The sequence below is a fragment of the Streptomyces sp. NPDC088725 genome (assembly GCF_044751305.1).
Taxonomy (GTDB): domain Bacteria; phylum Actinomycetota; class Actinomycetes; order Streptomycetales; family Streptomycetaceae; genus Streptomyces.
In genome coordinates this window covers 119,510-145,537 of sequence record NZ_JBIVLO010000003.1, presented here as the reverse complement: position 1 = coordinate 145,537, position 26,028 = coordinate 119,510, and the positions used below count along the sequence as shown (strand labels likewise).

The 26,028-nt window shown below is 69.3% G+C and carries 28 protein-coding genes; 18 read left to right on the top strand and 10 right to left on the bottom strand.

Going from position 1 to position 26,028, the window contains the following annotated elements:
* Positions 1-2: 2 nt before the first annotated feature.
* From ACIP6N_RS07660 to ACIP6N_RS07645, 4 genes are all read right to left on the bottom strand, one after another.
* Positions 3-308, bottom strand: coding sequence for a hypothetical protein (locus tag ACIP6N_RS07660; RefSeq protein ID WP_401813708.1), 306 nt, complete (start codon positions 306-308; stop codon positions 3-5).
* A 355-nt stretch (positions 309-663) separates the two neighbouring features.
* Positions 664-1,056, bottom strand: coding sequence for a hypothetical protein (locus tag ACIP6N_RS07655; protein ID WP_401813707.1), 393 nt, complete (start codon positions 1,054-1,056; stop codon positions 664-666).
* 101 nt (positions 1,057-1,157) lie between these two features.
* Entirely contained in the window at positions 1,158-2,369 is a 1,212-nt protein-coding gene (locus ACIP6N_RS07650; RefSeq protein ID WP_401813706.1) for a pyridoxal phosphate-dependent aminotransferase, read from the bottom strand.
* A gap of 154 nt (positions 2,370-2,523) precedes the next feature.
* Complete coding sequence (locus tag ACIP6N_RS07645; protein ID WP_401813705.1) at positions 2,524-3,384, bottom strand: helix-turn-helix domain-containing protein; 861 nt, start codon at positions 3,382-3,384, stop codon at positions 2,524-2,526.
* A 155-nt stretch (positions 3,385-3,539) separates the two neighbouring features.
* Between ACIP6N_RS07645 and ACIP6N_RS07640 the strand changes: the two genes are divergently transcribed.
* A complete protein-coding gene (locus ACIP6N_RS07640; RefSeq protein WP_401813704.1) occupies positions 3,540-3,887 on the top strand; it encodes a DoxX family protein in 348 nt (115 codons plus the stop codon).
* A gap of 35 nt (positions 3,888-3,922) precedes the next feature.
* On the opposite strand, the gene ACIP6N_RS07635 is transcribed toward ACIP6N_RS07640, so the two are convergent.
* Both ACIP6N_RS07635 and ACIP6N_RS07630 read right to left on the bottom strand, forming a co-directional pair.
* Positions 3,923-5,548 (bottom strand): amidohydrolase family protein, encoded by a 1,626-nt coding sequence (locus ACIP6N_RS07635; protein ID WP_401813702.1) that lies wholly within the window; start codon positions 5,546-5,548, stop codon positions 3,923-3,925.
* A 125-nt stretch (positions 5,549-5,673) separates the two neighbouring features.
* Positions 5,674-6,966: an amino acid deaminase gene (locus tag ACIP6N_RS07630; protein WP_401814390.1), complete on the bottom strand. Its 1,293-nt coding sequence runs from the start codon at positions 6,964-6,966 to the stop codon at positions 5,674-5,676.
* 120 nt (positions 6,967-7,086) lie between these two features.
* Here ACIP6N_RS07630 and ACIP6N_RS07625 point away from each other — a divergent pair, with 120 nt between their 5' ends.
* From ACIP6N_RS07625 to ACIP6N_RS07615, 3 genes are read left to right on the top strand one after another with little or no spacing between them, the layout of a single operon-like run.
* Entirely contained in the window at positions 7,087-8,232 is a 1,146-nt protein-coding gene (locus ACIP6N_RS07625; RefSeq protein WP_401813701.1) for a sugar kinase, read from the top strand.
* Positions 8,229-8,990, top strand: a complete 762-nt coding sequence (locus ACIP6N_RS07620; RefSeq protein ID WP_401813700.1) for an IclR family transcriptional regulator — start codon at positions 8,229-8,231, stop codon at positions 8,988-8,990. The genes ACIP6N_RS07625 and ACIP6N_RS07620 overlap by 4 nt, the downstream gene beginning before the upstream one ends.
* Entirely contained in the window at positions 8,987-9,406 is a 420-nt protein-coding gene (locus tag ACIP6N_RS07615) for a RidA family protein (RefSeq protein ID WP_401813698.1), read from the top strand. The genes ACIP6N_RS07620 and ACIP6N_RS07615 overlap by 4 nt, the downstream gene beginning before the upstream one ends.
* A 133-nt stretch (positions 9,407-9,539) precedes the next feature.
* Here ACIP6N_RS07615 and ACIP6N_RS07610 read toward each other — a convergent pair whose 3' ends face one another.
* A complete protein-coding gene (locus tag ACIP6N_RS07610; protein WP_401813696.1) occupies positions 9,540-10,550 on the bottom strand; it encodes a chitinase in 1,011 nt (336 codons plus the stop codon).
* Positions 10,551-10,835: 285 nt separating this feature from the next.
* Positions 10,836-12,560, bottom strand: a complete 1,725-nt coding sequence (locus tag ACIP6N_RS07605) for a chitinase (protein ID WP_401813695.1) — start codon at positions 12,558-12,560, stop codon at positions 10,836-10,838.
* A gap of 328 nt (positions 12,561-12,888) precedes the next feature.
* Between ACIP6N_RS07605 and ACIP6N_RS07600 the strand changes: the two genes are divergently transcribed.
* From ACIP6N_RS07600 to ACIP6N_RS07545, 12 genes are all read left to right on the top strand, one after another.
* Positions 12,889-13,779, top strand: a complete 891-nt coding sequence (locus ACIP6N_RS07600) for a hypothetical protein (RefSeq protein WP_401813694.1) — start codon at positions 12,889-12,891, stop codon at positions 13,777-13,779.
* Between the two features lie 182 nt (positions 13,780-13,961).
* A complete protein-coding gene (gene cpaB / locus ACIP6N_RS07595) occupies positions 13,962-14,684 on the top strand; it encodes a Flp pilus assembly protein CpaB (RefSeq protein WP_401813692.1) in 723 nt (240 codons plus the stop codon).
* Between the two features lie 7 nt (positions 14,685-14,691).
* Entirely contained in the window at positions 14,692-15,945 is a 1,254-nt protein-coding gene (locus ACIP6N_RS07590) for a CpaE family protein (RefSeq protein WP_401813691.1), read from the top strand.
* Between the two features lie 13 nt (positions 15,946-15,958).
* A complete protein-coding gene (locus tag ACIP6N_RS07585) occupies positions 15,959-16,360 on the top strand; it encodes a TadE/TadG family type IV pilus assembly protein (RefSeq protein ID WP_401813690.1) in 402 nt (133 codons plus the stop codon).
* A 77-nt stretch (positions 16,361-16,437) separates the two neighbouring features.
* Entirely contained in the window at positions 16,438-16,863 is a 426-nt protein-coding gene (locus ACIP6N_RS07580) for a TadE/TadG family type IV pilus assembly protein (protein ID WP_401813689.1), read from the top strand.
* Between the two features lie 52 nt (positions 16,864-16,915).
* Positions 16,916-18,256, top strand: coding sequence for a CpaF family protein (locus ACIP6N_RS07575; RefSeq protein ID WP_401813688.1), 1,341 nt, complete (start codon positions 16,916-16,918; stop codon positions 18,254-18,256).
* Positions 18,257-18,337: 81 nt separating this feature from the next.
* Positions 18,338-19,279 (top strand): type II secretion system F family protein, encoded by a 942-nt coding sequence (locus ACIP6N_RS07570; RefSeq protein ID WP_401813687.1) that lies wholly within the window; start codon positions 18,338-18,340, stop codon positions 19,277-19,279.
* An 18-nt stretch (positions 19,280-19,297) separates the two neighbouring features.
* Positions 19,298-20,185 (top strand): DUF5936 domain-containing protein, encoded by an 888-nt coding sequence (locus ACIP6N_RS07565; RefSeq protein ID WP_401813686.1) that lies wholly within the window; start codon positions 19,298-19,300, stop codon positions 20,183-20,185.
* A 545-nt stretch (positions 20,186-20,730) separates the two neighbouring features.
* On the top strand, positions 20,731-20,964 hold the full coding sequence (locus tag ACIP6N_RS07560) for a hypothetical protein (RefSeq protein WP_401813685.1): 234 nt from the start codon (positions 20,731-20,733) through the stop codon (positions 20,962-20,964).
* On the top strand, positions 20,961-21,611 hold the full coding sequence (locus tag ACIP6N_RS07555; protein WP_401814389.1) for a pilus assembly protein TadG-related protein: 651 nt from the start codon (positions 20,961-20,963) through the stop codon (positions 21,609-21,611). Before ACIP6N_RS07560 ends, ACIP6N_RS07555 begins: the two co-directional genes overlap by 4 nt.
* A gap of 2 nt (positions 21,612-21,613) precedes the next feature.
* Entirely contained in the window at positions 21,614-22,237 is a 624-nt protein-coding gene (locus tag ACIP6N_RS07550) for a hypothetical protein (protein ID WP_401813684.1), read from the top strand.
* The gene (locus ACIP6N_RS07545) at positions 22,237-22,917 is read left to right on the top strand and encodes an OmpA family protein (protein ID WP_401813683.1); all 681 of its coding nucleotides are present in this window, start codon (positions 22,237-22,239) and stop codon (positions 22,915-22,917) included. Before ACIP6N_RS07550 ends, ACIP6N_RS07545 begins: the two co-directional genes overlap by 1 nt.
* A gap of 68 nt (positions 22,918-22,985) precedes the next feature.
* On the opposite strand, the gene ACIP6N_RS07540 is transcribed toward ACIP6N_RS07545, so the two are convergent.
* Together ACIP6N_RS07540 and ACIP6N_RS07535 are read right to left on the bottom strand one after the other, a co-directional pair.
* Positions 22,986-23,699, bottom strand: a complete 714-nt coding sequence (locus tag ACIP6N_RS07540; protein WP_401813681.1) for a 1,4-alpha-glucan branching protein — start codon at positions 23,697-23,699, stop codon at positions 22,986-22,988.
* Positions 23,700-23,760: 61 nt separating this feature from the next.
* Positions 23,761-24,138 (bottom strand): DUF192 domain-containing protein, encoded by a 378-nt coding sequence (locus ACIP6N_RS07535; protein WP_401813680.1) that lies wholly within the window; start codon positions 24,136-24,138, stop codon positions 23,761-23,763.
* Between the two features lie 83 nt (positions 24,139-24,221).
* On the opposite strand from ACIP6N_RS07535, the gene ACIP6N_RS07530 reads away from it, so the two are divergent.
* Positions 24,222-24,995, top strand: a complete 774-nt coding sequence (locus ACIP6N_RS07530; protein WP_401813678.1) for a prepilin peptidase — start codon at positions 24,222-24,224, stop codon at positions 24,993-24,995.
* Positions 24,996-25,062: 67 nt separating this feature from the next.
* Complete coding sequence (locus ACIP6N_RS07525) at positions 25,063-25,959, top strand: methyltransferase domain-containing protein (RefSeq protein WP_401813677.1); 897 nt, start codon at positions 25,063-25,065, stop codon at positions 25,957-25,959.
* The last annotated feature ends 69 nt before the right edge of the window (positions 25,960-26,028 follow it).

Sequence of the window (26,028 nt, the reverse complement as noted above, 5' to 3'; positions counted from 1 at the left end):
TGTCACTTGCCCGTCTTGTTCTTCGGGACCTTCAGGGTCTCGGCGAGTTCTTGGTCCAGTTTGTCGAAGGTCTTACCGATTTCGTCAATCATTTTGACCGCGTTTTCGGTGTGCTTGCCGAGCTGCTTGATGCCGTATTTCCATTCATCGGCGAAGTCGTGAACTTCTTCGACGAGTTGTGCTTCGCCGACGACCGAGCCGTCCGTATTGCCGACCGTGCGGCGCGCGGTGGCCATGCGGTCGGAGATGCTGGAGAACGTCTTCCTCAGGTCCTCGAAGATCGTTCCGCTTATCCGCAGATCGCTCACGGCAGTTGACCCCCTGTGGTGCGTGGATCGGCCGGGTGGTGTCCGGTCGATCTTGTCGGATCGGCCCTGGTGTCCGGGGCAGTGCGGCGCACGTCGGCGCTGTCGCCGCCTGTGCTCAGCAACGGTGAGGCCACCGTCGTCAGTGCGGCGGTGACCGGTTGGAAGCGGCGGTTCACTGGGACTCCGGGCGGGGCAGGCGCGGTGACATGTACGTCGACGCTATCGAAGGCGCTCTTGTTTTCGCCAGTGCCGATTCCCTGTCGGTATTGGGCTACCAGCCCTGCGGTCATGGGGGCCGCCGAACAGAATCCTTCAATTGCCTTTTGGCAGAACCCTTTTCGCCGGCCGGCATGGCTCAGTGGGCGGTGATCAGGCGGGAGGTCTGGAGCGTGTTCAGGGCTGCCGTGTGGGCGTCCATGCATTCCGCGGCGAGTATCGCGGACGCCGTGTCGGCGCGGGAGGCGGCGACGACCAGGGCGCGGCCCGCGAGGGCCAGGGCGCGGCGGTGCAGTTCGGGGCGGTCCTCTCCGGTGGGTGCTGTGTGCCGCGCCGGGGGTGTGCCGCGCAGCCGGGTGAGCTGCTGAGCGATGCGCTCCGCGGTCTCACCGAGGCCGAGCTCGTCGGTCACCGTGAGGAGTCCGGAGAGGTGTCCGGCAAGCTGGGTGTCCAGTTCCTCTTCGCGGGTGCGGTGGGGGAAGTCGGCGCCGGCCGTCGACTGGACCGATTTGGTGCGGATCGGTTCGTACATGGGACGGCCTCCTGCACGTGGACAGGAGACCATCCTACCTTGGAACCAGTCTAAAGTTGAGGGCTGTCGCGATCGGGGTGGACGCTACGCACGGCCGCGCGTCACGGCTGTGTGTAACCGTCCAGGAACGTACCGATCCGGGTCACCGCGTCCACGAGGTCCTGCACGGCGGGCAGTGTCACGATCCGGAAGTGATCGGGCTCCGGCCAGTTGAAGCCCGTGCCGTGCACCACCATGATCTTCTCGGCCCGCAGCAGGTCGAGCACCATCTCGCGGTCGTCCTTGATCTTGAAGACCTTCGGATCGAGGCGCGGGAAGAGGTACAGCGCGCCCTTCGGCTTGACGCAGGTCACGCCGGGGATTTGCGTGAGCAGCTCGTACGCCGCGTCCCGCTGCTCCAGGATCCGGCCGCCGGGCAGCACGAGATCCTCGATCGACTGCCGTCCGCCGAGCGCCGTGGCCACCGCGTGCTGCGAGGGCATATTGGCGCACAGTCGCATATTGGCCAGGATCGTCAGGCCCTCGATGTATGAGGAGGCGTGCGCCTTCGGGCCGCAGACCGCGAGCCATCCGGAGCGGAAGCCGGCCACCCGGTAGTTCTTGGAGAGCCCGTTGAAGGTGAGCGTGAGCAGATCGGGCGCGACGGCGGCGGTCGGGGTGTGCGTGGCGCCGTCGTACAGGATCCGGTCGTAGATCTCGTCCGAGCAGACGATCAAGTTGTTCCTGCGGGCGATCTCCGTCAGCGCGAGCAGCATCTCGTCGCTGTACACGGCGCCGGTCGGATTGTTCGGATTGATGATCACGATCGCTTTGGTGCGGTCGGTGATCTTGCGCTCGATGTCGGTGAGATCGGGCATCCAGTCGGCCTGCTCGTCGCAGCGGTAGTGCACGGCCGTGCCGCCCGCCAGGGAGACGGACGCGGTCCACAGCGGATAGTCCGGCGCCGGGACGAGCACTTCGTCACCGTCGTCGAGCAGCGCCTGCATCGACATCTGGATCAGCTCGGAGACTCCGTTGCCGAGGTAGATGTCCTCGACGCCCAGCTCGATGCCCTTGGTCTGGTAGTGCTGCATCACCGCGCGCCGCGCGGACAGCAGCCCCTTCGCGTCGCCGTAGCCGTGGGCCGACGAGAGGTTGCGCAGGACGTCCTCGAGGATCTCCGGCGGACATTCGAAGCCGAAGGCCGCGGGGTTGCCGGTGTTGAGCTTGAGGATGCGATGGCCTGCTGCTTCCAGCCGCATCGCCTCGTCGAGCACCGGACCCCGGATCTCGTAACCAACATTGGCAAGCTTCGTCGACTGGATGACCTGCATGTCCGACACCTTACGGCCGCGTAACGAGGGGCGCGCCGTGTTTTCCCCCACGTTGGTCCGCAGGTGTGAAGCCGTACGCCCGGTGGGCGGCGCAGACCGGTCCGGTGCGGACGAGCGGCTGTGCGCGCGTGCCCGCGCGTTCGGTACGGGAGGCTCAGCCGGCCACGGCGCGCAGCGCGCCCGGTCTGCGGCCCGTGAGACTGTCGAGCGCGGCCGAGGTGCTGTCGTCGGCGGGCAGATGTACGACCAGGCGCTGGCCCAGGCCGTCGGGCAGCTCAAGTGTTTCGTGGGCCAGCCGCAGTTCACCCGCGACGGGGTGCACGAGCTGCCGCACACCGTTGTGCGCGGGCGCGCGGGACGTGAGCTGCCAGCGGTCCGTGAACGGTGCGCCGACCATGAGGGTCAGCTCTTCCACCAGATTCATCAGGTGCGGGTCGTCGGGCACGGAGTCGTTCTTGAGGCGGGCGATCAGTTCGTCGCCGACCCGCTCCCACTGCGGGTGCGCGGTGCGGGCCCTGGGGTCGGTGAACAGGAAGCGCGGCAGGCTCGGCGCGGGGGAGTCCAGCAGGCCGAGCGGGCCGTAGACCCGTTCGTAGCCGCTCGTGAAGGCGAGGACTTCGCTCAGCCGGTTCAGCAGGACGGCGGGTGCCGGCTCCAGTTGGTTGATGAGGGCGCGCATCGTGGGCCGCACAGTGCGCTCGGGCGGCCGGGTGGCGCTCAGGCAGAGCTGGAGCGTGCCGTTCGTCGCCTTGACGGCGTGCAGCAGTTCGCCGCGTGCCTCCGGGGTGAGCCGCAGCGCGTCGGCGAGCGCCGCGAGCACCTGCGGGGACGGATGGCGGTCCCGGCCCTGTTCGAGCCGTGCGAGGTATTCGACGCTGATCCCGGCGAGCATGGCCAGCTCGGAGCGGCGCAGTCCGGGCGTACGCCGCCGGCTGCCCTGCGGGAGACCGGCCTCGGTCGGCGTCAGGGCCTCACGTCGGGCGCGCAGGAACTGCCCCAGCCGGTTGTCACTCACGGCACGCAATCTACCGCCCGGGTGGCCGCTTCCGATCGTGGCCCTGGCAGTACCCGTCTCGGCGCGGTCTTCCTCGCGGGCGCACGCGGGGGCACCCTGCATCGGGGTCACGACCCGTGCCCCGGCATGTACGTATTTCTCTCGAGAGGCCACCCATGTTCATCGCTTGTGCCGTTGTCAGCATCCTGCTCGCCGCCGGTCTTTTGTTCTCCGCCATTTCGACGTTCACCCGGCACGAGTCGATCACCGCTTCGATGAAGGCCGTGAACGTTCCTGACTCGTGGCTGCCCGGCCTGGCCACGCTGAAGACCGCGGGCGCGGTGGGGCTCATAGCCGGTCTGTGGGTGCCGCTGCTCGGCGAGGCCGCCGCGATCGGGGTGGCGCTGTACTTCGTCGGCGCGGTCGTCTTCCACCTGCGCGCCAAGGAATACCAGCTCGCACCGGCCGTCTTCTTCTTCGTGCTGGCCGTGGCCTCGTTCGTGCTGCGCGTGGCGTCGGCCTGAGGACCGGTGCGGGGCCGTGCTGTGCGACGAGGCTGTCAGTCCCCGCGCCGTACGGACCGGCCGGCAAGGACGTTCGTACGGCGGCCGTCCTCGATCACGAAACGGCCGTCGATCAGCACGTACGGGATGCCCACCGGCGGTGTGCGCGGGCTCTCGAAGGTCGAGCCCGCCGCGACCGTGTCCGGGTCGAAGAGGACCAGATCGGCGCGGTAACCCTCGCGGATCAGGCCACGGTCGCGCAGACGGAGCCTGGCGGCCGGCCGCGAGGTCAGATGGGAGACGCATTCCTCCAGGGTGAGGATGCCCAACTCCCTTGCGTACCGGCCCAGATAACGGGGGAACGTGCCGAACGCGCGCGGATGCGGTTTGGCGCCCTGGAGGATGCCGTCGCTGCCGCCGGTGTGGACGCGGTGGCGCATGATCGCCCGGACGTTCTCCTCGTGGCCGACGTGCTGGAGGATCGTGGAGCCGAGCCGGTCCTCGATCAGCAGGCGCCGGGCCGTGGTCCACGGCGTCTCATCCGCCCGCGCGGCCGAATCCGCGAGCGTCCGTCCCACGTACGGTGCGAGAGCCGGTTCGCGGACGCCGGAGATCTCGATGGTGTCCCACTCGATGGGCACGCCGTGACAGCCGTCCGAGCCGGTGACCTCCAGGTGGTGCCGGATCCTCTCCGCGGTGGCCTCGTCCTTCAGGCGCGCCGAAGTCGCTTCGGGGCCGCCCTCGTTGGCCCAGCTCGGCAGCATCGCGACGAGTGTGGTGGCGCCGGGGGTGTACGGATACGTGTCGAGCGAGATGTCGGCGCCCGCGTCCATCGCGTCGTCGAGGAGGGCGAGCAGCTCGGGCGCCCTGCCCTCGTTCACGCCGAAGTTCATGGTGGCGTGAGCGAGATGGAGGGCGCAGCCGGCGTGCCGGGCGAGGGTCACCATCTCCTCGTACGCCTGGAGCGCGCCCGCGCCGTACGACCGGTGGTGCGGGCAGTAGTAGCCGTCGTACCGCGCCACCACCCGGCACAGCTCGGTGAGTTCGGCGTCGTTCGCGTACATGCCGGGGGTGTAGGTGAGCCCCGACGACATGCCGACCGCGCCCTGTTCCATGGATTCCGCGACCAGTTGGCGCATCCGGGCGAGTTCGGCCGCGGTCGCGGGACGGTCGTCCCAGCCGACCGCGTGCATCCTGACCGTGCCCTGCGGGATCAGATACGCGGCGTTGACGGCGATGCCCCGGCCGTCGAAACCCTGGCCCTCGAAGGCGCGGTCGAGGCGGTCGAGGTATTCGCCGACCGTCCGCCAGTCGAAGTCGATGCCGGATCCGTCGCCGTTCCAGCCGGTGATCGTTCTGCGGACCTCGGCCAGCGTCACGTCGTCCACCGGTGCGTACGACAGCCCGTCCTGGCCGATCACCTCCAGCGTCACCCCCTGCGCGGCCTTCGCGGAGTGGTCGGGGTCGCGCAGCAGCGCGAGGTCGCTGTGCGCGTGCATGTCGATGAAGCCGGGCGCGAGGGCGAGCCCGGCGGCGTCGAGGACGCGGAGGGCACCGAGGCGTGCGCCGTCACCCTCCCGCCGGATCCCGGCGATCCGGCCGCCGGTCAGGCCGACATCGGCGCGGTACGACTCACCGCCCGTGCCGTCGATGACACGTACGTCGCGCATGACGAGATCCATGCCCGGCCTCTCGGAGGAACGAAGGAGTGCGAAGAACGAGAACGCGGCTCACGGTGCCCGGCGAAAGCCGACAGCGCCCGGCCCGACAGGAGCGCCGCCCGGCCTGACAGGAGCGGCGCCGGACGTCAGAAGAACGTGCGGATGAGATCCGTGACCGTCCCGTCCGCCTCCACCAGCGGGATCAACTGCCATTTGTCGAACGAGGTGCACGGGTGGGAGAGCCCCAGCCCGACCCAGTCGCCGACCTCCAGGTCAGCCTCCGGCGCGGTGGCCAGCTTGCCGTGCTGGTCGGAGAGGCCGGTGACCGTGACGCCGGTGGCCGGGCGGATCTCGCCGGTGCGGCTGTCCCGTACGACCTGCGCCTCCGGCAGGTCGAGGTCGTAGGCGGCGTCCCGCTTGCCCGCGTTGACGAACGCCTGATCCGGGGAGGGCCGGGAGACGACCTGTGCCCAGAGCCGGAACGCGGGCTGGAGTCCGCCCTCCTCCGGGACGCGGTTGAACGGGGTGACGCGGCGGTAGTGGCCGTCGTCGTGCGACACGTACGCACCGGAACGCAGCAGCTTGAGCACCGGCAGCGACAGCGCGGGGATCTCCGCGAACACGTCGGCCACCACGTCGAACCACGCGCTGCCGCCCGCGCTGATCACGATCTCCCCGGCATCGGCGAAGCGCCCCGCCGCGTCGAACTCGGCTGCCAGCGCGGTCAGCCGGCGCAGCCACGCGCGGACCCGGGCGCCGTCCGCCTGCGGCACCTCGCCCTCGTAACCGGCGACTCCGGTCAGCCGCAGGGTGGTTACGGCGGCCACCGCGTCCGCGACCGCCGCGCACTGGCCTTCCGTACGCGCGCCGGTACGGGCGCCCTCGCCGGCGCCCAGCTCCACGACGACCTCGACCGGACGGGTGGCTCCGGCGGCGCGCAGCGCCTCGTCCATCAACTCGACACCGCGTACGGAGTCGACGTAACAGATCAGCCGGAAACCGGGATCGCGGTCCAGCTCGGCGGCGAGCCAGCGCAGGGCCGAGGCGTCGACCACCTCATTGGCGAGGAAGATCCGCTGGATGCCGAACGCGCGGTACACGCGCACCTGGTGGGGCACGGCAGCGGTAATGCCCCAGGCGCCGTGGGCCAGTTGCCGGGCGAAGAGCTGCGGGGACATGGAGGTCTTGCCGTGCGGCGCGAAGGCGAGGCCGTGCCGCTGCGCGTACGTCTCCAGCTGGGCGAGGTTGTGGTCGAGGGATTCGGCGGACAGGGCCAGGACGGGGGTCGTGAAGCCGCCGGTGAAGAGATCGCGCCGCTCGGCCGCCAGCGCGGCGACGGTCAGGCCCTCGGCGTCCGGCGGGAGGCCTTTGAAACGGTGGTCGACGCGCTCGGCGCCGAGGCTCGCGACCGGCGCTCCGACGGTACCCGCGCCGGACATCCCGCCGGGTCGTGCGTCCGTGTTCTGGTCGGTGCTCATCGGAACTCCCTCACGTCCACGGTTGCGACATGTGCAACACCCATTGCGTAGATTGCTCACGGTTGTCTAACATCCGAGCCGATGTCGGGTCAATGGTGGCCCCCGCAACAGAGGAGCCCGAGCGTGACCGGAACCGTAGACGTGGACACTCGTCCCGCCGTGGATGTCGTCTGCCTGGGCGAGTCCATGGTCACCTTCCTGCCCTCGCACCCCGGCCGCCTCGCCGACGTCCCCACCTTCGCGCGCACCATCGGCGGCGCCGAGTCCAACGTCGCGTGCGCGCTGGCCGCCGCCGGGCACTCCGTGAAGTGGGTCAGCCGGGTCGGCGCCGACGGCTTCGGCGACCACCTGGTGGACGCCATAGCCGGGTACGGGGTCGATACCTCCGACGTACGCCGGGACCAGGACCGCCCCACCGGCATCTACTTCCGTACGGCGAACGACCGCGGCGACGAGGCGCACGAGGTGGTCTACTACCGGGCGGGTTCCGCGGCCTCCGCGATGTCCCCGGCGAACGTGCCGTACGAAGATGTCGGCGCGGGACGGATCCTGCACCTGTCCGGGATCACCGCCGCGCTCTCCGGCGACTGCCTCGCCCTGATGCGCGAGCTGACCGCGCGCCGCGAGGGCCGGCGCCCGCTGGTCTCGTTCGACATCAACTTCCGGCCCGCCCTCTGGCGCGACGCGTCCGGTGCGCGGGTGCTGCTGGACCTGGCGCGCGGCGCCGATCTGGTCTTCGTCGGCGAGGACGAGGCGGCGGAGGCGTGGGGGCTGCACGGCGCTGAGGCGATCCGCGAGGCGCTGCCGGAGCCCGCGACGCTGGTCGTGAAGCGCGGCAGCGAGGGGGCAACGGTCTATACGCGTGAGGCGGTTGGTGCGGGGGAAGCAACCGGGACCGGTGAGGCTGCCGGGACCCGTGAGTCGGGTGATGACGTCGTCGTCACCGTGCCCGCGCTCCGCGTCGACGTCGTGGCCCCCGTCGGCGCCGGTGACGCCTTCGCCGCCGGATTCCTCTCCGCGGCCCTCCGCGGCCTTTCCGCGGAAGCCCGCATCCGGCACGGCCACCTGATGGCCGCCGCCGTGCTCACCGTCCCCGCCGACCTCGGCACGCCGCCCTCCCGCGCCCACGCAGACCGGCTTGCGGGCCTCGACGCCGCCGCATGGGGCACACTTCGTCTCGGCCCCGGCTGGACGGCGGCCGGGGAGCCGGAGGTGCGTACGTCATGAGCCAGACGGTCGACAGGGCACTGACCATTCTGCCGCTGCTCGCCCAGGGGCCCGCCGACCTGGGACAGGTCGCGGCCCGGCTCGACGTACACAAGTCCACCGCGCTGCGACTGCTGCGTACGCTGCACGAGCACGGGCTCGTCTTCCGCCAGCAGGACGGGCGTTACCGCCTGGGCGCCCGCCTCTTCGCGCTCGCGCAGGAGGCCGTCGAGAACCTCGACGTACGCGAGATCGCCCACCCGCACCTGCTCGCCCTGCACGAGGAGTGCGGCCACACCGTCCACCTCGCGGTGTACGAGGAACGCGAAGTCCTCTACATCGACAAGGTCGAGAGCCGCTATCCGGTACGGATGTACTCGCGGATCGGCAAGCCGGTCGCGATCACCGTGGCCGCCGTGGCCAAGCTGCTGCTCGCCGACCTGCCGGAGGCCGAGCGCCGCGCACTCGCGGAACGCCTCGACTTCCCCCTGTACACGCCCCGTTCGACCCCCAACGCGGCCGCTTTCCTCAAGGAGTTGGCTGCCGTACGCGAACAGGGCTGGGCCACCGATCTCGGTGGTCACGAGGAGTCCATCAACTGCATCGGGGCTCCCATCCGCGGTGCGGACGGACGTGCTGTCGCCGCCATGTCGGTCTCCGCGCCGAATGTCGTCGTCACCGCGGACGAACTCCTCACTCTGCTGCCGCTGTTGCGCCGCACCGCCAACGCGATCAGCAGGGAGTACTCCGGCAACGCCCCTACCAAGGAAGCCTCATGAGCGACAGCACCCCCAAGACCGCCCTCACTCCGGCCACCCACACGACCCCGCCCGCGAAGTTCTCGCACGGCGTGCGCAAGGGCAACATCCTCCAGGTCGCCGGCCAGGTCGGTTTCCTCCCCGCCGTGGAGGGACAGCCGCCGACGCCCGCCGGCCCCACGCTGCGGGAGCAGACCCTCCAGACCCTCGCCAACGTGAAGGCCATCCTGGAGGAGGGCGGCGCCGGTTGGGACGACGTGATGATGGTGCGCGTCTACCTCACCGACGTGGACCACTTCGCCGAGATGAACGAGATCTACAACGCGTACTTCGAGGAACAGGGGCTCAAGGAAGCCGCGTCCGCGCGTACGACGGTCTACGTGGGCCTGCCCAAGGGGCTGCTCGTCGAGATCGACGCGCTGGCCGTGCTGGGCTGAGTCCTTCCCCGGCCGGGGCAACTCGTCTGCTGACGCGCAACAGCGCCGCCGGGTGGGTACGGCGGCGCTGTTGGCCCTGTGGGGGGTCTGATGGCCGGGGAGTCCCGCCGCCCGGCCGCGCGTCCCGCTGTGGTTACAGGCCGTGGACGTGTGCGCCCACGGAGTCGGACCAGGCGTTGCCGGCCGTCGCGTCCCAGTTGGTGGACCAGGTCATGGCGCCGCGCAGGCCCGGGTAGGTCGTGGAAGGCGTGAACGAACCGCAGTTGCTGCCCTTCGTCAGGCAGTCCAGGGCGTCGTTGACCACCGAGGGCTGCACGTAGCCGCTGCCCGCGCCGCTCGCCGAGGCGGGAACGCCGATGCCGACCTGCGACGGGTCGAGGCCGCCCTCCAGCTGGATGCAGGCGAGCGAGGTGAGGAAGTCGACCGAGCCCTGCGAGTAGACGTTGCCGTCGCAGCCGAGCATCGAACCGCTGTTGTAGTACTGCATGTTGACCACGGTGAGGATGTCCTTGACCGCCAGCGCGGTCTTGAAGTACTCGCCGGACGTCGACTGCATGTCGATGGTCTGCGGTGCCATCGTGAGGACGAACCCCGAGCCGGCCCGCGCGGCCACCGACTCCAGTGCCTGGCTCATGTAGGTGGAGTTGAGGCCGTTCTCCAGGTCGATGTCGACGCCGTCGAAGCCGTACTCCTGCATGAGCCCGTACACGGAGTTCGCGAAGGCGTCGGCGGAGGCCGCGTCGTTGACGGAGACCGTGCCGGTCTCACCGCCGATGGAGATGATCACGGACTTGCCGGCGGCCTGCTTGGCGGCGACGTCGGCCTTGAACTCGTCTGCGGTGTAGCCGCCGAGACCGGCAGAGTCGACGTTGAACGTGACCTCGCCCGGTGTGCCGGTGGCTTCGGCGAAGGCGACCGCGATGATGTCGTACTGGTCCTGTACGTCGCCGAGGGTCTGGACGGCCGCGCCGTTGTCGAAGTTCTGCCAGTAGCCGGTGAGGGCGTGGGCGGGTACGGCGGCCGGCGCGGCGGCTCTGGGGGCCTTGGCAGCCGTGTCCTGGGCGGTGTCGACGGCGTTCGCGGCGGGCATCGCGAATCCGGCGGCGGCGATGACGGCGACAGCGGCGAGAACCGCTTTCAGCATGCGGGGTCGTGCTATCCGGTGCACTGCATGGCCTCCGTGGGGGGAGAGTCCACACCGCAACACACAGTGAACACACTGCGTGGAAGCACGGTATGGGACGGGATGAGGAACGGTGGCCACCGTTGGACGTACAAACTGGTCCAGACCATTGTTCTTGTCAAGGCCCCGGGCGCGATCGCTGCCGTCCCGTGCCCTGCGGCGCCGCCGCCGGGGAGGCGGCGACGCCACACGTTCTGCGGCAGGGCGTGTGCGTGCGGTCCTGCGGCAGGGCGTGTGCGTGCGGCTCTACGGCAGGGCGTGTACGTGCGGTCCTACGGCGTTGGACCAGGCGTTGCCGGCCGTCGCGTCCCAGTTGGTGGACCAGGTCATGGCGCCGCGCAGACCCGGGTATGTCGTGGACGGTTTGAACGAACCGCAGTTGGTGCCCCTGGCGAGGCAGTCCAGCGCGTTGTTCACGACGGACGGATCGACGTAGCCGCTGCCCGCTCCCCGGGTGGAAGCCGGTACGCCGATGCCCACCTGCGAGGGGGCGAGGCCGCCCTGGAGCTGGATGCAGGCGAGTGCCGTGATGAAGTTGACCGAGCCCTGCGAGTAGACGTTGCCGTCGCAGCCGAGCATCGAACCGCTGTTGTAGTACTGCATGTTGACGACGGTGAGGATGTCCTTGACCGCCAGCGCGGTCTTGAAGTACTCGGTGCCCGTGGATTGCATGTCGAGCGTCTGCGGCGCCATCGTGAGCACCAGACCCGACCCGGCCTTCGCGGACAGCTGGCGCAGCGCCTTCGTCATATAGGTGGAGTTGACGCCGTTCTCCAGGTCGATGTCGACGCCGTTGAAGCCGTACTCCTGCATCAGCGAGTACGCGCTGTCGGCGAAGGCGGTCGCGGAGGCGTCACTGTTGACCGCGACACTGCCGGTCTCGCCGCCCACGGAGAGGATCACCGACTTGCCGGCGGCCTTCTTCGCGGCGATGTCCGCCTTGAAGTCGGCGGCGGACGCGTACCCGACGGCCGGGTCCAGGCTGAAGGCCAACTGCCCGGGTGTCGATGTGGCGTTGGCGAATGACACGGCGACGATGTCGTACTGCGCGGGAACGTCACGCAGCTTCTGGACCACCGCGCCGTTGTTGAAGTTCTGCCAGTAGCCGGTCAGCGCGTGCTTGGGTACGGCGGGGCTTCCGGGATCCGTCGGCGGATTGCCGCCTCCTGACGACGTGGTGACGTTGACCGCCGTGGACTTCGCGGACTCTCCCGCCGAGTTGGCCGCGGAGACCTGGAAGGAGTACGAGGTGCCTGCCGCGAGCCCCGACACGGTGGACGAGGTGCCGCTCGCGGACTGGACCTTCGTACCCGCGCGGTAGAGGTTATAGCCCGTCGCACCGGACACCGCACCCCAGTTGAGGGTGACGGACGACGCGGTCACCGACGATGCGGTGAGGCCGCCGGGTGTGGCGGGCACCTGTGGCGCGGGGTCGCTGCCACCGCCGCCGTCCGGCCCGAGGACGGCCACGTCGTCGGCGTAGTAGGGGCTCTGTCCGTACCAGCCGGTGAGGTAGACGGTCACCGAGCGGGTCGAGGCGCCGGTGGTGAAGCTGGTGGTGAGCTGCTTCCACCCGGTGCTGTCGGGCGTCCAGGTCGACACGTCGGCCGTGCCGGTGCCCTCCGCGCCGAGGTACGTATAGCCGCCCTGCACCCAGGCGCTCAGTGTGTAGCGTGAGTTGGGCTGGACGGCGACCGCCTGTGTGCATTTGGCGTTGTCCTGCCCGGCGGGTGTGCCCCGCAGCGCGGCCGCGCCGCCGTGCACGGGAGAGCCGACCGAGGCCCCACTGCCCGCGGAACAGGCCCAGTTGGAGAGGCCGGACTCGAAGCCCGCGTTCCTGGCCACATTGATGTCGGCGGCCTGAGCGGTCCCGGCGAGCCCGGTGACGGTCAGCGCGCCGGCGGCCAGCGCGGCCACCACCCCGCCGATCCAGGACCGCGGGATCCGTCTGCCGCTTGGTGCACGTTCCACTTGTTGCCTCCGCTGGGGTTTCGAGGATGGAGGTACATGAGAGGGAGATACGTGAGGGGTGTGAGGCACGCGAGATGCCTCAAGGGCAGTACGTGAGGGGGAACGGTGGCCACCGTCGGGCGTAAAGCTGGTCCAGACCAATTGACTTGTCAAGACCTCCGCCGGCAGGTCGTACCCACCGGGAGTGGCCCGGCCGGATAACGCTGTGGTACTCACATCCCAAAAGTGTTCTCTGCACCGGAAGACGCCGATAAAGTGCTGGAGCCACGGGCAGGAGAGATCTGCGATCGCCGGAACTCCGACGACCGGAGCCGAACGGGGAACGAGCGTGCCAACCGCCATTGCCGTCACCAGCCCTGATCTGGTGCTGCGACCAACAGACCGGCAGACGCCGACCGCTGCTCTGCTGCAGTCCCCGGACGCACAGCCGCTGGACGCCGCGCTCACCGACCTGCAGGTGCTCGTGGAGCAGCACGGCTACGTCGTGGCGCTCTACCCGTCCTCCGTCGCCGCCGCCCACGAACGGCGGCTGCACACCATGCGTTCGGTACTGGAGAGCGACCGTGTCGCCCTGCTGAAAGTCGACCTGCCGCCGCTCGGAGTCGCCGTACTCGCCCGGCAGCTGCGGCAGTTGTCGATCTGCGACTTCAGCGCGGGAATCGTCGCCTCCGCCGCCCGGCTGCTTTCTCATTACATTTACGCGGGAGCCGTGCTGAACTCGGTCACCAGACTCGACCGGCTTCCCGTCAGCCTCAAGACGCACGCCAAGTCCTGGGTGCCCGGATCCCAGTTCGGGGTGCTCGCCAACCCCACCCCGCAGTTGATCAGAATCGGGGCCGGGGAACTGGCGGGACCGGAGTTCGCCACCCAGCTCGTCGTCGCCAGGGGAACGGTCCAGTCGGACTGGGTGACATCCACGCTCGCGCCCTCATGGCGCGTCCAGGCGATTCACGAGACCGAACTGCCGGCCGATTCGCCTGGCTGGTGGGGGACTTCCAAGATGACGGAATTCGCCGCCTTCCTGCCCGACATCTCGATCCTTTATCAACTGGTCTCCTCCGTGCGCCGCGAGACGTGCTCCTGGTGCGGGATCGAACTCATAGGAGACCGCTGCGGGTTCTGTTCGGCGCCGCTGGTGCCTCCCGAGAGTCCGCCCCGCGCCGCGAGAACCGCTCGCGCCGCCCTGACCCAGGGAACGTCCACGCGCCACGGAACGTAAAACCGACCGGCACCGGAGGCTCCGGCACCCGACGGCAGGCCACCGGACGATCCCGTCACCAATCCGCTCGGCACACACGATCCGCTCGGCACGCACAATCCGGTCGGCACCAGATCCGGTCGGCACCAGATCCGGCCGCCCACCCAACTCGTCCCACGTCTTCGAACGAGGTCGCCCCGCTCATGAATTCACGGCAACGCCGCGGCATCATACTTCTGCTCCTCTCGGTGCTCTGCGCCCTCGGCGCGTTCGCCGGTGTGCTCTCGGTCATCGGCGACGTGAATTCGAAGGTCGGGCCCGAGGTCTCCGCGTACCGGCTGAAGGCGGACGTCGCGCCTTATACGCCGCTCCAGGCGGGGCAGTTCGAGAAAATCGAGATGCCGGAACGCTGGCTGTCCGAGAACGCCGTGACCGATCTGTCCGCACTCACCGGGAAGATCGCCGTCACGCGACTCAAAAAGGGCTCGCTGCTCCAGGACGACATGATCGTCAAGCGTCCCGCACTCGCCAGTGGTGAGGAGGAGATCGCCATCATGATCGATGCGGCGACCGGTGTCGCCGGCAAGATCACTCCCGGTTCCCGGGTCAATATCTTCGCGACCTTCGCCGCCGAGGGCGAAGGCACCCGGGCCCAGTCCCGGATCATCGTCTCCGACGCCAAAGTCATCGACGTCGGCAAACTCACCGCACTCGATCCCAGCGAGAGCGACAACGGCAGCACCCGCAGCCGCACGGCCTCCCAGGAAGCCGTGCCGATCACCTTCGCGCTGAAGACGAAGGACGCCCAGCGCGTCGCCTACGCCGAGTCCTTCGCGGAGCACGTACGGCTCGCGCTCCTCGCGGACGGCAGCGCCACCACCCTGCGCCCCGGGGAGAGCACCTACACCCTCGAAGGGGACAAGTGACGCCCGCATGACCACCCGAATCCTTCCGGTCGTCGGTGACGCCGACTCCGCACGCTCCCTCATCACCCTGCTCAGCCAACTCCCCGACGTGGAGCCCGCGGTGCCGGTCGGGGACTCGACCTCGCTGATCGACACCCTGGCGCGGCTGGCCGCCGAGTCGATCGACGAACTGCCCGAAGTCGTGCTGGTGCACGAGCGGATAGGACCGGTGCCGGCTCTCGAACTGATCCGCGAAGTGGCACTGCGCTTCCCGGCGGTCGGCGTCATCCTCGTCACCGGGGACGCGGGGCCCGCGCTCTTCGCGGCCGCGATGGACTCCGGCGCCCGGGGCCTGGTCGGACTGCCCCTCTCGTACGAGGAGTTGGCGCAGCGCGTGCTGGCGGCCGCCGCCTGGTCGGTGGGCGTACGGCGCCATCTCGGTCAGGGCGCCGAGGTGTTCGCGGGCCCCGGCGGCACCGTCGTCACCGTCAGCGGCGCGAAGGGCGGAGTGGGGACGACCCTGACGGCCGTCCAACTGGCCCTGGCGGCAGCGGCGTCCGGCATGAACACCGCGCTGGTCGACCTGGACCTCCAGGCCGGCGACGTCGCCTCGTACCTCGACGTGCAGTTCCGCAGGTCGATCGTCGACCTGGCCACCATCCAGGACATCACGCCCCGGGTCCTCCAGGACGCTCTCTTCGTCCACCACACCGGCATCGGGCTGCTGCTCGCGCCGGGTGAGGGGGAGCGGGGCGAGGAGATCAACGACCGTTCCGTACGCCAGATCGTGAGCGCGCTGCGGCACCGCTACGACGTGGTCGTCATCGACTGCGGTACGCAGATGAGCGGGGCGAACGCGGCCGCGATCGAGATGGCGGACACCACCCTGCTGGTGACGACGCCCGACGTGATCTCCGTACGCGGGGCCAAGCGCATGGTCAGGCTCTGGGAGCGGCTGCAGATCCGGAAGGGCGAGGAGACCGTCACGGTGGTCAACCGGCATACCCGGCACACCGAGATCCAGCCGCCGCTGGTCGAACGGATCACCGGCACCCGGGTCTCGCGGTCGGTCATTCCGGCCAACTTCAAGGAACTCCAGTCCGTGGTCGACGCGGGCAGGATGCAGGATCTGGAGTCCAAGTCCGCGGTGAAACAGGCGATCTGGGGCCTCGCGGGCGAACTGGGCCTCGTCAAGGCCGCTGAAGTCGCGGTGAGAACGGGCAAGGTCAAGTCGGACCGCGGATCGGCCGGGCTCCGGCGCGGACGCGGCAGGCAGGGCTAGGAGGCGTCGGGCCATGAGCGCGCCAGGAACCGGAACAGACGTACGGGCGGGACGCGGGCCGCGGCGGGGGGACGACCGCGGCCAGGCCGCCATCGAGTTCACCGGCATGGTCCCGATCATCCTGGCCACGCTGGCCCTGCTCTGGCAGGCCGCGCTGGTCGGCTACGCGTTCTCCCTCGCGGGCAACGCGGCCGACGAAGCGGTACGCGCGGGTACGGTCGGCGGCGCGGGGGCCTGCCGGGCCGCCGCGGCACGGCAGTTGTCCGGCGCCTGGAGCGTCGGAGCGGTCGCGTGCGGGGCCGACGGGGACCTGTACCGCGCGGATGTGCCGGTCAGCATCCCCGTGCTCTTCCCGGGCTTCAACATCCCGGTGCACGTCACCGGGCACGCGGCCGCGGCGAACGAGGAGGGGTGACGATGCCCGAGCGACACGGCGGCGAAGGGGCGGCTGGCCCGGCGCGGCAGCCGTCGGAGGTGCGGCAACTTTCTGGGGTGCGACAGCCATCCGGGGTGCGCGGCCGGGACGGGAGCCGCGACCGCCACCGGCACGGAGCCGGGCCCGCGGCCGAGAGCCGCGACCAGGGTCAGGCCGCGCTGGAGTACGTCGGTGTCATCACACTCCTGCTCCTCGTCGCTCTCGCCGCGATACAGCTCGGCATCGCCGCCTACACCGTGCAGCAGGCCGGAACCGCCGCTCGGGCGGCCGCCCGTACCGCCTCGTACCCGGACAGGGACTACGCCGCGGCGGGCCACGCGGCCCTCAGTGGCTGGCTGTCCAAGGGCGCCAGCTTCGGGATGGGCGGTGCGGGCGGGAACGGCGTCACGGTGACCGCGACGGTCCGGGTCCCGGCCATCCTGCCCGTCTTCCACTTCGGTTCAGCGACGCGGAGCGTCACCATGCCGCTGGACCGACCGTGAAAACCACCTGTCGTACCGCGCACCACACCAGCAGCATCAGGGAGTTGAGGTCATGAGCCTGCGGGCGCGCATCAACAGCCCCGAACCGGCGAACGGGCACGGCGAGGAGAGCGCCCTCGTCGGGGTCTACCGCGCGAAACTCCTGGAGGAGATCGACCTCGCCGAGATGTCCTCGCTCACCGCCGCGGACCGCCGCGCGCGGCTGGAGCGCGTACTCGGCCACATCATCAGCCGCGAGGGACCGGTTCTCTCCACCGCCGAACGCTCCCAGCTCATCCGCCGGGTGGTCGACGAGGCGCTCGGCCTCGGCATTCTCGAACCGCTGCTCGAAGACGCCTCCATCAGCGAGATCATGGTCAACGGCGCCGAACAGGTATACGTGGAACGCGGCGGACGGCTGGAACTGCTGCCGATGCGGTTCGCCTCCGACGAGCAGCTGATGCAGACCATCGAACGTATCGTCTCGACCGTCAACCGCCGTGTGGACGAGGCGAATCCGATGGTCGACGCCCGCCTGCCCACCGGCGAGCGGGTCAACGTCATCATTCCGCCGCTCTCCCTGACCGGTCCGATCCTCACCATCCGGCGCTTCCCGCGTTCCTTCACCCTGCCGGAGCTGATCACCCTCGGCTCGCTGGACGAGCAGATGATGATGCTGCTGTCGGGCCTGGTACGCGCCCAGTTCAACGTGATCGTCTCCGGAGCCACGGGCACCGGCAAGACGACGCTGCTCAACTCCCTCTCCGGACTGATCCCCGAGGGCGAACGCATCGTCACCATCGAGGACTCCGCCGAGCTGCAACTCCAGCAGAAGCATGTGATCACGCTGGAGAGCCGGCCGTCGAACGTCGAGGGAAAGGGCCAGGTCACCATCCGTGACCTGGTGCGCAACTCCCTTCGTATGCGCCCCGATCGCATCATCGTCGGCGAGGTGCGCGGCGGTGAGACACTGGACATGCTCCAGGCGATGTCGACCGGACACGACGGTTCACTGGCCACCGTGCACGCCAACAGCGCCGAGGACGCGCTGATGCGGCTCCAGACCCTGGCCTCCATGTCGGAGGTCGAGATCCCATTCGTGGCGATCAAGGACCAGATCAACAGCGCGGTCGATGTCATCGTGCAGCTCACGCGGCACGCGGACGGCTCGCGCCGGATCACCGAGATCGCCATCGTCGATTCGCACGGCCGTGACGAGTACCGGATCGTCTCCGTATGCCGTTTCCTCGCCCAGCCGTTGGCCGCCGACGGCAGGGTGTACGGGCAGTTCGCGTACTACCCGCTGCCGCGACGGATCGCCGAACGCCTCTACATGCGGGGCGAACCCATTCCTCCGGCGTTCGGAGTCGCCCAGTCGGAGGAGCAGTTGGCGCTGCGCAGCTCGGCCGCGTAACTCCGCCGACCCCACCGAACGCTTGTCCCCCCCGAACCCTCGTCCCCCGAACCCCGAGCCCCCCGAGAAGGCCCGTACGACATGGATAACCTCCCGCTTCTGACGGTCGGCGTCACACTGCTCACCTGTGTGCTCGCCGTCGTCGGCGTGCACGTCTACTCGTCGGGCAAGGCCCAGCGGGACGCGCTGATCGAGCGCATGTCCCAGACGGGGCAGATAACGGCGCCCGCCCACCGGCGCAGGCGTTTCACGTCGGTCGACCGCCGACTGCGCGGAACGGCGCTCGGCAAGCGCATCGCACAGAAGATCGCGGCGACGGGCCTGGACCTGACACCCGGCGAATACGCCGTGTACGTGGTGGCCGGGCTGCTCGCGCTGTACTTCATCGTCGGCGCGATCTTCGCGCCGTTCTTCGGCGTGCTGGCGGCGCTCGCCGGACTCTGGGGCGGAAACGCGTTCCTCAACTGGCATCGGGTGAAACGTACAGAGGCGTTCATCAACCAACTCCCTGAACTCACCCGGGTGCTGGCGAACGCGACCCAGGCCGGTCTCGCGATGCGTACGGCGCTGGCGATGGCCGCCGAGGAGCTGGATGATCCGGCGGGAGAGGAACTTCACCGGGTGGCCGACCAGTTGGGGGTCGGCCACTCCATGGACGACGCCCTGGGCGAGCTGGCCGACCGGCTACCGTCACGCGAACTCGTCGTCCTCGTCACGACATTGGTGCTCTCCAACCGGGCGGGTGGTCAGGTGGTGAGCTCGCTGCGCAACCTCACCCAGACACTGGAGGAGCGCAAGGAAACCCGCCGGGAGGTCACCACGATGCTCGCCCAGATCCGGGTGACCGCAGTGGCCGTGCCCCTGCTCGGACTCGGCTTCCTGTTGATGATCAACGCCATGGCGCCAGGAGCGCTGGACAAGATGACCGGCTCGCTGCTGGGACAGATCGCCACGGTCGTCGCCTTCGGCATGTACGCGGTCGGGTTCTTCCTCATTCGTCGTATGTCCCGGATCCAGGTCTGAGGCGGAAGGAGACACACCATGGGACTTCTCTTCGCCGCGGTCATCGGGCTCGCCGTGTACGGGGTCTTCCAGGGCGTCCGCATGTACCGCGCGGACGCCAAACTGCCGGGCGACCTGGCCATCGCCCTGGAGGTCGGCTCCAGCCGCACCACGGTTGTGGGCTCGGGCGTCGACCGGATGGGCATGAGGTGGGCGCCGTCCGTGCTGCGGCTGATGGGCCCCAAACGGGTGGACGCCCTGCGCCGGCGCCTCGACATGGCGGGCAACCCCGGCGGCCTGACCGTCCACCGCTTCGCCGCCCGCAGGGCCGTCTACGGCTTCCTCGGCGTGCTGGCGGCGCTGGCGCTGCTGACCAGGGGACAGCTGGTCGTCGCGCTGCTCGCCCTGGCCTTCGGCCTGGTCTGGCCCGACGTCATCATCAGGGCGGCGATCCGCAAACGGAAGTCGGACATCGAGCGCACACTGCCCGACTTCCTCGACGTACTCGCGGTCGTGGTCTCCGCCGGGCTCGGTTTCCGGCAGGCGCTGGAGCGCGTCGCGGAGAAGTACACGGGCCCCTGGTCCGACGAACTGCGCATCACCCTGCGGCAGATGGACATGGGAGTCAGCCGCCGCGATGCCTTCGACCAGCTCCGCAAACGCAACGCCTCCGACCAGGTCTCGATGTTCGTCACGGCGCTCCAGCAGGGCGAGGAGCTGGGTGCCCCGATCGTGGAAACCCTGATCCAGATCGCCACCGACATGCGCCGCACGGACGCCCAGAACGCCCGGCGCTCCGCGGCCCAGGCAGTCCCCAAGACCACGCTCATCGTCACGATGGTGATGCTTCCGGCCACGATGATCCTGATCGTCCTGAGCTTCTACTACGGTTCGGGCGTGGACTTCGCGGACATCCTGTCGGGATGACCATCTGCACCCGCACACGGGAAGCCGGACGCCGGACGCGCGGTCCCCTCGAAGGCGCCGCACGGGGCTCCCAACGGCCTCGCGGACGATCGGACTTGACGCTCGGGCCGGGCGGGTGACAATTCCTCGAATCCCCTTCGCTTCTGCAAGCGAATGTGGGACATTCACATCAGGGTCGGCAAGCCGGCAGGAGGCGGAGACCGTGAAGCTGAGCGCGCCGGAAATGCTGAATAGCGCTCCGGCAGCGGCGAAACCACCGCCGTTTGGCGCGGCATTGCGCGAGGGGAGCCGAGGGGCCATGGCTGATCACAGACCGGGCTCATGGTCATTTTCACGGTCGTTGACGGCGTCAACGTCAAGAGGGGTCTATTTTCGCCGCAGGAGCCGCAGTTGGGCCCTGTGGCCCATGGCGAGGAATGGTGCCCCGGCGTACGGTTCTTATGTCGTCGGCGAGCCGGACCGAGAACTGACCGGAAACGCGAGCGACACCACGAGCTCGTACGAGTCGGCCCCCGTGCGGCCGGCCGACGCTGGAGGGGTACACGATGTCGAACATCAAGCTGAAGGCCGCCGAGAACGCGATGGTTCACGTGGGCGCGCGGGTGAACACAGCGGTAGCGGCGATGAGGCGCCGGAGCGACGAGGGGCAGGGCGCGGTCGAGTACGTGGGGGTGATCGTGCTGGTGGCGATCATTATCGCGGCGCTGGTGGGGTCGGGCGTGGGCGGAACGATTGCCGACGGGTTGACCCGGCGCGTCGGCGAAATCCTGGGCGGCTGATAGCGCTCGGGTCTCACGAGACGGGGCAGGCCGTTCCCATCTACATCATGATGGTGGCGGCCCTGCTCTTTCTCGCACTCGCGTTCTTTGCCGTCGGCCAGGCGGGAGCTACACGTAACGGGGCGCAGTCCGCAGCGGACGCCGCGGCCTTGGCGGCAGCTCGGGACTCGCGGGACATGTTCGGTGACGGACTCCTCGAGCATCTGCTCGACCCCGCCTTTCTGGACGATGTCTTCAATGGCGACCCGATCGGTGCGAACGGCTGTGCGGCGGCTGGCTATTTCGCTCAGCTGAACAAGGCGAACGTGGACAGATGCGACTGGGCAGCGGGCGGCAGATGGGGCTTCACCGTTCACGTTGTCACCCAGCAGCCCATGGGTGACACCATTCTCCCCGGGGTCGGGAGCCAACCTGGCAGGGCGCAAGCCACGGCCGTTGTCGAACCCCGGTGCGGCTTCAAGCCCGCCGAAGACGGCGAAGCGAAGCCGCCCGCAGGGGATGGCGCCCCGGTAGGCCAAGCCGACGGTGATGTTGTATCGCCCGGTGAACTGCAGTGCGACGGTAAGAAATGGAAGATTGATCCGGAAGAACTGGACCTTCTCCCGGATATGGCCGATCTATTCTCCGTCCGACTGGCCGAGGACTGACCGTGAGCGAGCGTAAAGGAACATCATTCATGATTATGCGGCATGGGGCGAAGGTCCGTAGGGTCGCCGCAGCGGCCCTCGCAGCCACAGCTCTGACCGTTTCCCTGACGGCCTGCGGCAGCGACGCCGACTCGGGAAAGGCGAATGGCGGAGACGCGGCAACTGCCGTCACCAAGACGGAAAAGCCGAAGGACGACAACGTTGGCGGCGAACCGTCGGCGGACACCGATGCGATCTTGGCAACCATGCAGGGCGACGACGGGCTTGAGATCGTCATTCACTCCGCCAAGCGTGACGAGGGTGGATTTCTCACAGTGAGTGGAACTCTCAAGAATACAAGCGGCAAGCAGCAGTACGTTCCAAGCAGTTGGAGCGGCCAGGAGACGCAAGTGGTTCGTACCGGAAGGTCCTTGGCGGGTATCACCCTGGTGGACAAGGCTGAGAAGAAACGTTATTACGTGCTGCGGGACACTGACGGATATCCGTTGACCACGTCCGGAATCACCGGAGTGAGGGCGGGTGAGAGTATTTCCATCTTCGCCCAGTTCCCGGCCCCACCGGAATCCTCCTCGCAGGTGGACCTCCAGCTTCCGACCATGCCGACCGCCACGATTGCGATCTCCTGATGAGCGCGGCGATGGCGTCCCGTACCCGCAGGGCCTCGATCTCCGCGGTCGCCGCGGTCCTGCTCTGCACGAGCATGCAGTTCACCATGGCCGCAGGAGCCCGCGCCGACGAAGGCCCCAGCGTCCCGCCCGGCACCGAGGCGACCTCGCCGCCCCCGGAGGTGGACGGCAACGCGACCGGCCTCAAGCTCCGTGCCGGTGCCACGCTCGCTCCCGCGAAGGTCCTCGACATCGTCTCGGTCGTCGAGTCGGAAGGCGGCGAGGAACGCCGCGAGGACACCAGCGACAGCGTGAAGTTCGCGCTTCAGGCCGAGGTCCTCTTCAGTAAGGACAGCGCCAAACTGTCCCCGGACGCCAACTCCCGTATCAGCGCGATCGCGAACGAAGCGAAAAAGCAGGGCGCCACCACCATCCGCGTCTTCGGCTTCACGGACAATCTCGGTTCATCCGCACACGGCGACATCCTGTCCAGACAGCGCGCCGACGCCGTGCACGGAGTGCTTCAGCAGCAATTGTCCTCCGCCGGAATCACGTACGAGATCCGTGGCTATGGCGAGGACTACCCGATCGCCGACAACAGCTCCGAGGAGGGCCGCAAGAAAAACCGCCGGGTAGAAGTCTCCTTCCCACGCGGCGTTTCCCCGAGCGACGGCTCCCAGAACGACAGCTCCCAGAGCTGACGCGCCAAAGCTCTGAAGCCTCATACTTCCTCGGGCGGTACGGAATTCGGCCAGGGCCACCCCACGTGTCAACGGGCCTGGTCGCTGTCCGCGCGCGCCGCGTCGTACGCCACCGCGAACAGGCCTCGCGCCGTCGTGCCGTCCGGCAGAAGCCAGTTGGCGGTGACGTGTCCCAGGGGCTCCGCCGCGGAGGCGGGCGCGTCGCCCGCGTCCGACCCGAGTACGCGATTCACGCGGATGGTGAGGTCGGCCGACGCAGCGGATCCGACGGCCGCGCTGGTCCGTACGAGGAGATCGGTACCGTGCGGGCCGTTGGTCACCGCCGTGGTGCCGGTGAGTGGTCCATGGCCGGCCGGTGCGAAGTGGCCGGTGACAGTGGGGTCGGGGGTGTCGCTCAGACTCTGGGCCTGCGGCTCGGCTCCGCCCGTCATGAGGGCGAGCAACTGGGCCACCAGCACCGGGTCGTGGGTGCCGTCGTAGACCCACCGGCGTCCCAGCACCCCGTGTTCGGCGGTTCCGATGAGCGCCTGTCCCGCCCCGTCGAGCGGTGCCCCGCGGTACGTGAGCGGCACGTGGTAGGTGAGCGGTTGGTCGCCGGAGCTGTCGGTGACGACCATGAATTCGATCCCGACCGCCGCCTCCGGGTCGTCCAGGCGGAAGCCACCGGCCTTGGCCAGTACCGGTTCCCGCCCCTCGCAGCGGGACCACGGCTGCGTGGGAAGCCACGTCGAGAGCAGCTCCAGCTTGTTGGGCGTCAGCGTCGTCCGGTGGATGACAGCCATGTCCTGACTCTCCTTTGCCATCAGCGTGCGCTCGCCGTCCGCCGAGCGGTACGGAAAGCTATCAGCCGGTCATGGCGGCATCCCCCTGCGCTTCCACCCGCAGTCGCGCGCCCCGCCGTATGCCCCAGCGCTCCATCGCTCCCGCCTCCGACTCCAGCACATGGCGGGCACGCAGGCGAGGTCTGGGAAGGCGGCCCGGTTTCAGTGTGTGAACGTAGATGACCTTCAACTCCTTGTCCAGGTAAGCCACATCGATCGTCATCCGCATCCCGAAGGTGTGCACACTGCCGCACGGTGTGATCAGCAGCGCGCCCTCGATCTCCTCGCGGCCGAGCAGACCGCGGCGCCTGGTCCCGTACGACGCGGCGATCTCCAGCGCCACCGGGTCGTTCCGTCCCCCGACCGTCAGTGTGCCGGTGCCGTTACGCCAAGTCCCCATGGCCGTGACGGTATCGCCGTCGGTCGTCCGCCGACACCGTTCGTCCCGCAGCCCGTTCCTTCCCGGGGCACTAGGGTTTGCCCGTGTACGTCTCGCTGATCGTTCTCGCCGTTCTCTGGGGCGCCGCCACCGGGGTGCTTCTGCCGCGTGCCGCGTACCGGTTCTCCGTCGAGACGGGCGTCGGGTGGCGGGACAGCTGTCCCGCCGGGCATCCGATCACCGGGCCCGTACGTGGATGGCTCGGGCCACCCGGCTGCGCGGAGTGCGACGCGGTTTCCGCCCGGCCGGACGGGACGGTCGTCCTCGCGGGTGGTGGGCGGCGGTTTCCGTACGGTGCCTGCTTCGTCAACGCCCTCGCCTGCGCGGCCCTCGCGGCCGCCACCGGCCCCCGCCCCGAACTCGCCGTGTGGCTGCTGCTCACCCCCTTCGCCGTGCTGCTGGCCCTCATCGACCGGAAGGTCCACCGCCTCCCCGACCAGCTGACCCTGCCGCTCGCCGGAGCCGCCGCCGTCCTGCTGGGCGTGGTGGCGCCCGCTTCCGGCAGCGGCGGGTCCTGGACCACCGCGCTGCTCGGCGGCCTGGCCCTCAGCGCCTGTTACCTGGTGCTGTTCCTGATCAACCCGCGGGGCATGGGCTTCGGCGACGTCAAGCTCGCTCTGTCCCTCGGTGTCGTCCTCGGCTGGTACGGCTGGCCGGCGCTCTTCGCGGGCGGGTTCGCCGGGTTTCTGCTCGGGTCGGTGTACGGGGTCGGCCTGATCGTGCTGCGCCGGGCCGATCGCAAATCCGCCATCCCCTTCGGGCCCTTCATGATGGGCGGGGCGCTCCTCGGGGTCGTCCTGGGCGGCCTCGCGGCCTGACGAACGCCCTGGAAACGCGCGTCGAAAAGCGTTCGCGGACGCCCGGCCGCGCTGTCACCATCGCCCCATGGCCGACACCCCTCCCCGCGCTTTCGACGACCTGATCGCCGAGGCCGAAGCGGTGTCCGCCGACGGCTGGGACTTCTCCTGGCTGGCGGGACGGGCCACGGAGGAACGCCCCTCCTGGGGGTACGCCAGGTCGCTGGCCGACCGGATCTCCGGGGCCGAAGCCGTGCTGGACCTGGATACCGGCGGCGGTGAGGTCCTGGCCGAGGCCGTCGCCGCTTCCGCGACGAGGGCGGCGGGGTCCACGAGGGCTACGGCGTCTACGGGGTCGCCCGGTCAGCCGGAACCGCCGACGCGGCCCAGGGCACCGACGCCGATGCGGCCGCAGGCCCGGCTGACCGTCGCCACCGAGGCCTGGCCGCCGAACGTGACCAAGGCCGCCGCTCGGCTCCGTCCGCTCGGTGTCGCCGTGATCGCGACCTCCGACGAGCCGCCGCTGCCCTTCGCCGACTCCGCCTTCGACCTGGTGGTCAGCCGCCACCCGGTACGCACGTGGTGGGACGAGATCGCCCGGGTCCTGCGCCCGGGCGGAATGTATTTCTCCCAGGAGGTCGGCCCGGCCAGCGTCTTCGAGCTGGTCGAGCACTTCCTCGGGCCGCTTCCGCCGGAGGCGCGGTCGAGCCGAGACCCCGAGCGGGCCGCGCGCGCGGCGAGGGCCGCCGGCCTCGACATCGTCGATCTGCGAACCGCAGCCCTGCGCACCGAGTTCCACGACATCGGCGCCGTCGTCTACTTCCTCCGCAAGGTGATCTGGATGGTGCCCGACTTCTCCGTCGAACGCTACCGGCCCCAACTGGCCGCGCTGCACCGCCGTATTGAGGCCGAAGGCCCTTTCGTGGCGACCACGACGCGCTTCCTCGTCGAGGCGGTCAAACCGTTCGAGGCGGTCGCACCGTGAGGCGGGCCCGGCATTCACTGACCGGCCGGGTGAAGCGCGTCACGCGGCTCCGCTGCCCCTCACCTGAGG